Source organism: Sedimenticola sp. (assembly GCF_050289425.1).
Classification (GTDB): Bacteria; Pseudomonadota; Gammaproteobacteria; order Chromatiales; family Chromatiaceae; genus Sedimenticola.
Window position 1 is genome coordinate 1 of sequence record NZ_JBNKFS010000079.1, and the last position, 557, is coordinate 557.

A 557-nucleotide genomic window follows, 5' to 3' on the forward strand; every position below is an offset into this window, starting at 1 on the left:
TGTTAATGCTTATGATGCTACGGGCCAAGATAAAAATATGTACTATGATCAAATACAAGAGATTTGGGAGCTTTACTTTCACGGTTTCAAGATTCCACTTTTCTGTTCCAACTGGGTTGTTGCAACCAGGGGTGTTGTACAAGACAAGTACGGGTTCATTAGCGTTTACCTTAATCATCAAAGATATAAGTTGGAGTCTTTCGTGTTAGCAAAACACGTTGCTCAAGTGTTCTATGTTCCAGACACAACAAACAAAAGACTTAAGGTGGTTATACCTAGAAAACGATGAATCGTCGGAGTCGAGAATGTCATCACTGAGGAAGAGTTTGATCAATTTGATGAGATTCCTCCTTTTGTCACCTCGATGATCAAGCCAAGAATACCATCGGCCAATGAAGCTCCATACTTGCACAACCACCACCATGAAAAAGTCAAGAATTTTTAAAAAAACCAAGACTGCAATGGAAAGTAGCCAAATGATTGTGTAAAATATGCTCAATGTGTAAATATATGGCCATTTGTGTGAAAATTTGACTTTCATTGTATATTTGTGTGAA

The 557-nt window shown here is 37.5% G+C and carries 1 protein-coding gene; it reads left to right on the top strand.

Translation table 11 applies throughout. The features are described from left to right. The coding region (locus tag ACQY5R_RS18295; protein WP_428610722.1) for a DUF4216 domain-containing protein at window positions 1–289 on the top strand (289 nt) is incomplete at its 5' end. Window positions 290–557: the final 268 nt, after the last annotated feature.